The organism is Streptococcus mitis, from assembly GCF_047462815.1.
Taxonomy (GTDB): domain Bacteria; phylum Bacillota; class Bacilli; order Lactobacillales; family Streptococcaceae; genus Streptococcus; species Streptococcus mitis_DO.
Genome location: NZ_JASHFB010000007.1, coordinates 127,270 through 134,083 on the forward strand (window position 1 = coordinate 127,270; position 6,814 = coordinate 134,083).

Here is a 6,814-nt window from a genome sequence, read left to right on the forward strand (position 1 = left end):
GTGTTTATGAATATTTGGACCAAATTAGCAATGTTTTCTTTTTTTGAAACGGATCGCTTGTATTTGCGTCCTTTCTTTTTTAGTGATAGTCAAGACTTCCATGAGATAGCCTCAAATCCTGAAAATTTACAATTTATTTTCCCAACTCAGGCAAGTCTAGAAGAAAGTCAATATGCACTGGCCAATTACTTTATGAAGTCCCCTTTGGGAGTGTGGGCAATTTGTGACCAAAAGAATCAACAAATGATTGGTTCTATTAAATTTGAGAAGTTAGATGAAATCAAAAAAGAAGCTGAGCTTGGCTATTTTTTGAGAAAAGATGCTTGGTCTCAAGGATTTATGACAGAGGTTGTTAGAAAAATTTGTCAACTTTCTTTTGAAGAATTTGGTTTAAAACAATTGTCCATTATTACCCACCTCGAAAATGAAGCAAGTCAAAAGGTTGCTCTTAAGGCTGGATTCCGTTTGACTCGTCAGTTTAAGGGAAGTGATCGCTACACAAGAAAAATGCGAGATTATCTTGAATTTCGGTATGTAAAAGGAGAATTCAATGAGTAAGCATCAGGAAATTCTAAGCTATTTGGAGGAATTACCAGTAGGTAAAAGGGTCAGTGTTCGTAGCATTTCAAACCATCTGGGAGTCAGTGATGGAACTGCCTATCGGGCCATTAAAGAAGCTGAAAACCGTGGAATTGTGGAGACCCGTCCTAGAAGTGGAACAATCCGCGTCAAATCCCAGAAAGTTGCGATTGAAAGATTAACTTTTGCTGAAATTGCAGAAGTGACTTCTTCTGAGGTTCTGGCTGGGCAAGAAGGTTTAGAGAGAGAATTTAGTAAGTTTTCAATTGGTGCAATGACTGAACAAAATATCTTGTCTTACCTTCACGACGGGGGGCTCTTGATTGTCGGAGACCGAACCCGTATTCAGTTGTTAGCCTTGGAAAATGAAAATGCAGTTCTTGTGACAGGTGGATTTCAGGTTCATGATGATGTACTAAAACTGGCTAATCAAAAAGGGATTCCTGTTCTAAGAAGTAAGCATGATACCTTCACCGTCGCGACCATGATCAATAAAGCCCTTTCAAATGTACAAATCAAGACTGATATTCTGACAGTTGAGAAACTTTATCGTCCGAGTCATGAATATGGTTTTCTGAGAGAAACCGACACAGTCAAAGATTATTTGGACTTAGTTCGTAAGAATCGTAGCAGCCGTTTCCCAGTTATCAATCAACATCAGGTTGTTGTTGGGGTTGTTACCATGAGAGACGCTGGTGATAAGTCACCAAGTACCACAATTGACAAGGTCATGTCTCGTAGTCTATTTTTGGTTGGATTATCGACAAATATTGCCAATGTGAGTCAACGGATGATTGCTGAAGACTTTGAAATGGTACCGGTTGTTCGAAATAATCAAACCTTGCTTGGGGTTGTAACCAGACGAGATGTCATGGAGAAGATGAGTCGTTCCCAAGTTTCTGCTCTACCTACTTTTTCTGAGCAGATTGGTCAAAAACTTTCTTATCATCATGATGAAGTAGTGATTACAGTGGAACCCTTTATGCTAGAGAAAAATGGAGTTTTAGCCAATGGTGTATTGGCAGAAATTCTGACTCACATGACCCAAGATTTAGTTGTGAATAGTGGTCGCAATCTCATCATCGAGCAAATGCTGATCTACTTTTTGCAGGCTGTTCAGATAGATGATATACTGCGCATTCAAGCACGCATTATCCACCATACTAGACGATCAGCTATTATTGATTACGATATTTATCATGGTCATCAGATTGTTTCAAAAGCAAATGTGACCGTTAAAATTAATTAGAAACTAGGAGAAATAATGATAACATTAAAATCAGCTCGTGAAATTGAAGCTATGGATAAGGCCGGTGATTTTTTAGCAAGTATTCATATCGGCTTACGTGATTTGATTAAGCCTGGCGTAGATATGTGGGAAGTTGAAGAATACGTTCGCCGTCGTTGTAAGGAAGAAAATTTCCTTCCACTTCAGATTGGAGTTGACGGTGCAATGATGGACTATCCTTATGCTACCTGTTGCTCTCTTAATGATGAAGTGGCTCATGCTTTCCCTCGTCACTATATTTTGAAAGATGGTGATTTGCTCAAAGTTGATATGGTTTTGGGAGGTCCTATTGCTAAATCCGATTTGAATGTCTCAAAATTAAACTTCAACAATGTGGAACAAATGAAGAAATACACTCAGAGCTATTCTGGTGGTCTTGCAGACTCATGTTGGGCTTATGCTGTTGGTACACCGTCCGAAGAAGTGAAAAACTTGATGGATGTAACTAAAGAAGCCATGTATAAGGGAATTGAGCAAGCTGTTGTTGGGAACCGTATCGGTGATATTGGTGCAGCCATTCAAGAATACGCTGAAAGTCGTGGTTACGGTGTAGTGCGTGATTTGGTTGGTCATGGTGTTGGTCCAACTATGCATGAAGAACCAATGGTTCCTAACTATGGTATTGCTGGTCGTGGACTTCGTCTTCGTGAAGGTATGGTCTTAACCATTGAACCAATGATTAATACAGGTGACTGGGAAATTGATACAGATATGAAGACTGGTTGGGCGCATAAGACCATTGACGGTGGACTGTCATGCCAATATGAACACCAATTCGTCATTACTAAGGATGGTCCAGTAATCTTGACTAGCCAAGGTGAAGAAGGGACTTATTAAAATAAGTAAAAGTAGATTGAAGAAAAAGTCGACTTGGACAAATTTCTTCAATCTTTTTCTTTTATCTATAATGGAATGAAAAAACCGAACAATTTGATTGAGAAATTCAAATCAATTTCTAACAATGTTTTAGAAAACATAGTGTACTATTAAAGAGTTTGTTTAATATAATGACAAAAACAGTTAACCGTAGCAAACTTGATACAAATTTTAACATTTATAGTACAATAGGTTTAAATTCTTAAGAAAGTTGGTTCTTTATTGGAAACGATAGTCTTTTCAATCTCCGTTTTTCTAGCAGGGGTATTGTCCTTCTTTTCTCCCTGTATTTTTCCTCTTCTGCCAGTTTATGCTGGAATTTTATTGGATGATCAGGAAAGTGCAAAAAGCTTCTCCTTATTTGGAAGAAAAGTTGCTTGGTCAGGTTTGATTCGAACGCTTTGCTTTATCGCAGGTATTTCACTCATTTTCTTTATTCTAGGATTTGGTGCTGGTTACTTTGGTAATATTCTCTATGCCAATTGGTTTCGATATACCATGGGAGCAATTATTATCATTTTAGGCCTTCACCAGATGGAAATTTTTCATTTTAAGAAATTAGAGGTTCAAAAAAGCTTTACTTTTAAGAAATCAGAAGCCAATCGTTATTGGTCGGCCTTTTTACTCGGTATTACCTTTAGCTTCGGTTGGACGCCTTGTATCGGTCCAGTTTTGAGTTCTGTTTTAGCGCTTGCGGCTTCTGGAGGCAATGGCGCTTGGCAAGGTGCTATCTATACCTTGATTTACACTTTAGGGATGGCAATTCCTTTCTTGGTCTTGGCCCTAGCTTCAGGAGTCGTGATGCCTTATTTTAGTAAAATCAAGCGTCATATGATGCTACTGAAGAAAATTGGTGGTTTCCTCATTATTTTAATGGGAATTTTGTTACTATTAGGACAAGTAAATGTTCTAGCTGGAATTTTTGAATAAAGGAGAACAAATGAAAAAAATAATATTTGCTGGCTTAAGCCTCTTGTCATTAGTCGTATTGATGGCCTGTGGTGAGGAAGAGACTAAAAAGACTCAAGCAGCACAACAGCCAAAACAACAAACGCCTGTACAACAAATTGCTGTTGGAAAAGATGCTCCAGATTTTACCTTGCAATCTATGGACGGTAAAGAAGTTAAGTTATCGGATTATAAGGGTAAAAAAGTCTATTTGAAGTTTTGGGCTTCCTGGTGTGGTCCATGTAAGAAAAGTATGCCAGAGTTGATGGAACTAGCGGCGAAACCAGATCGTGATTTTGAAATTCTTAGTGTCATTGCACCGGGTATTCAAGGCGAAAAAACTGTTGAGCAATTCCCACAATGGTTCCAAGATCAAGGTTATAAGGATATACCAGTTCTTTATGACACAAAAGCAACCACCTTCCAAGCTTATCAAATCCGAAGCATTCCTACAGAATACCTGATTGACAGTCAAGGAAAGATTGGAAAGATACAATTTGGTGTTATCAGCAACGCGGATGCAGAAGCAGCCTTTAAAGAAATGAACTAGCATAGATAAAGAGAATCTGATTACAAATTTCATGGTATAATAGATGGTAACCGTAACGTTGCCGTCTTTTTTGTCGGCCAATAGAAAGAGAAGAGAATGTTAAAGAAAAATGATATTGTAGAAGTTGAAATTGTTGACTTGACCCATGAAGGGGCAGGAGTTGCCAAGGTGGATGGTTTGGTCTTTTTTGTCGAGAATGCTTTACCGAGTGAAAAAATCCTCATGCGTGTCCTCAAGGTCAATAAAAAGATTGGTTTCGGAAAAGTAGAAGAATACCTTGTCCAGTCATCACACCGTAATCAAGATCTAGATTTGGCTTATCTACGCTCAGGTATCGCTGACTTGGGGCATCTTGCTTATCCAGAACAGCTTAAGTTTAAAACCAAGCAAGTTAAGGACAGTCTTTACAAGATTGCAGGAATTGCTGATGTAGAGGTTGCTGAAACTTTGGGTATGAAAAATCCAGTCAAGTACCGCAACAAGGCACAGGTGCCTGTTCGTCGAGTAAATGGTGTCTTGGAAACTGGATTTTTCCGTAAAAATTCACATGACCTCATGCCTTTGGAAGATTTCTTTATCCAAGATCCTGTGATTGATGAGGTAGTTGTAGCCCTACGCGACTTGCTCCGTCGTTATGATTTGAAACCTTATGATGAAAAGGAACAAGCTGGCTTGATTCGAAACCTTGTGGTGCGTCGTGGGCACTATTCAGGGCAAATCATGGTTATTTTGGTAACAACTCGTCCTAAAGTTTTCCGTGTGGAGCAATTAATTGACCAACTAATCAAGCAATTCCCAGAGATTGTCTCTGTTATGCAAAATATCAACGACCAGAATACCAATGCGATTTTTGGTAAGGAGTGGAAAACTCTTTATTGTCAAGACTATATTACCGACCAAATGTTGGGAAATGACTACCAAATCGCTGGCCCTGCCTTTTACCAAGTCAATACTGAAATGGCTGAAAAACTCTATCAAACAGCCATTGACTTTGCTGAATTAAAAGAAGATGATGTGGTCATTGATGCCTATTCTGGTATCGGGACGATTGGCCTCTCTGTTGCGAAACATGTCAAGGAAGTCTATGGTGTTGAAGTGATTCCAGAAGCGGTTGAGAATAGCAAGAAGAATGCCCAACTGAACCATATTTCAAACGCCCACTATGTATGTGACACAGCTGAAAATGCCATAAAGAATTGGCTCAAAGACGGTATTCAACCAACCGTTATCTTAGTTGATCCTCCACGTAAGGGCTTGACCGAGAGCTTTATCAAGGCAAGTAGCCAAACAGGAGCAGACCGCATTGCCTATATTTCATGTAATGTGGCAACCATGGCGCGTGATATCAAACTCTACCAAGAATTGGGATACGAGTTGAAGAAAGTCCAGCCGGTGGATTTGTTTCCTCAAACGCACCACGTTGAATGTGTGAGTTTGTTAGAGAAACGCAATTAATCCTCAAAAGGTTCACCCAAACCTTTTGAGTCCCGCAAACGCACCATGTTGAGGCGGTAGCACTGCTTGTACGAGTTGAAGCATCAGCAAAGAAAAAGTAGATGTTCAGCCAATGCGACGAGGTGAGACCGAAGATTGATAAGGTGTGTTCTGGGTATAGGACTCGTAAAGTAAGTAGGAAATATGATGAGATGATACAGAAAACCTGAACTGATCAGGTGACGTGCTTATTTACATTAGCCTAATGATGAAAATAGAGAGATTATCGATGGTTATATTGGAATTTTACCAAAATAATTATTCTAAATATATAGTCGCATTTGATTCAATAAAAGATGGGAAAATTTTTGTAGCTCAAATCCCGGGATATACTTTAGAAACAGAAGATGGATTTGAAGTAGAGTTTTTTAATCCTACAAACCTACCAGACTATGCTGGTTCAAAAGTCTTTACGGGAAGAGTTGTTAATGGAACCCATGATTTGATAGGTATTGGTCTACCTTTCGACTATCCTATCTGGATTAGTGAAGTTGTAGAATTCATAGCAGAATGGCGTTGTTTTGTGTTAGATGGTCGCGTATTAGATGTTCGCCCCTATACAGGTGATTATCATGCACAATTTGATCCTAGTGTAATTGATAAAGCTATATCATGTTGGAAAGATGCGCCAATAGCTTATGGACTAGATATCGGTGTTACTCGCGATGGCAGAACACTTGTTGTTGAAGTAAATGATGGTTATGCATTGGGAAATTATGGACTCTCTCCTTTAAACTCAATTAATTTTCATAAAGCTAGATGGAAAGAAATGGTAAAACCCTATTTTGAAAAAAACGATATTTTACTATGCCTGAAAATGAAAATATAAGTTTCTAAAAGGAACAGAAGTGAATCTGTGTGTAACTGTAACTAGTAAGTCACTTTTTTATTAGTATTTGGCAAAAGAATTTTTTAGTTATCAGACATGCGTACGCGGGAATTATTTTTAAAAAGGTAAATTCCCAAACTAAGTTCCACCGCTAGTACAAGTGGAAGTTAGTCTGATAAAAATCCTAAAAACCAGTGGAAATCTGTGTCAGGGTAAATTCCACTGGTTTTACTAATGCTTGATTTCATCG

7 protein-coding genes are annotated in these 6,814 nt (G+C 38.6%); all 7 read left to right on the forward strand.

The window, feature by feature from the left end:
• The first annotated feature begins 6 nt into the window (after positions 1–6).
• The 7 genes from QM865_RS05290 (at position 7) to QM865_RS05320 (ending at position 6,564) form a co-directional block, all read left to right on the forward strand.
• Positions 7–558: a GNAT family N-acetyltransferase gene (locus tag QM865_RS05290; protein WP_265471599.1), complete on the forward strand. Its 552-nt coding sequence runs from the start codon at positions 7–9 to the stop codon at positions 556–558.
• A complete protein-coding gene (gene spxR, locus QM865_RS05295) occupies positions 551–1,828 on the forward strand; it encodes a CBS-HotDog domain-containing transcription factor SpxR (protein ID WP_023942527.1) in 1,278 nt (425 codons plus the stop codon). Before QM865_RS05290 ends, spxR begins: the two co-directional genes overlap by 8 nt.
• A 15-nt stretch (positions 1,829–1,843) precedes the next feature.
• Positions 1,844–2,704, forward strand: a complete 861-nt coding sequence (locus tag QM865_RS05300; protein WP_000631543.1) for a methionyl aminopeptidase — start codon at positions 1,844–1,846, stop codon at positions 2,702–2,704.
• Between the two features lie 261 nt (positions 2,705–2,965).
• Positions 2,966–3,673 carry a thiol-disulfide oxidoreductase-associated membrane protein CcdA2 gene (ccdA2, locus tag QM865_RS05305; protein ID WP_414306186.1) on the forward strand — a complete coding sequence of 236 codons (708 nt, stop codon included), beginning with the start codon at positions 2,966–2,968 and terminating at the stop codon, positions 3,671–3,673.
• Between the two features lie 10 nt (positions 3,674–3,683).
• The gene (sdbB, locus tag QM865_RS05310; RefSeq protein ID WP_261052284.1) at positions 3,684–4,241 is read left to right on the forward strand and encodes a thiol-disulfide oxidoreductase-associated lipoprotein SdbB; all 558 of its coding nucleotides are present in this window, start codon (positions 3,684–3,686) and stop codon (positions 4,239–4,241) included.
• 96 nt (positions 4,242–4,337) lie between these two features.
• Complete coding sequence (rlmD, locus tag QM865_RS05315; RefSeq protein WP_414306187.1) at positions 4,338–5,696, forward strand: 23S rRNA (uracil(1939)-C(5))-methyltransferase RlmD; 1,359 nt, start codon at positions 4,338–4,340, stop codon at positions 5,694–5,696.
• Positions 5,697–5,943: 247 nt separating this feature from the next.
• Positions 5,944–6,564, forward strand: coding sequence for an ATP-grasp domain-containing protein (locus QM865_RS05320; protein WP_414306189.1), 621 nt, complete (start codon positions 5,944–5,946; stop codon positions 6,562–6,564).
• The last annotated feature ends 250 nt before the right edge of the window (positions 6,565–6,814 follow it).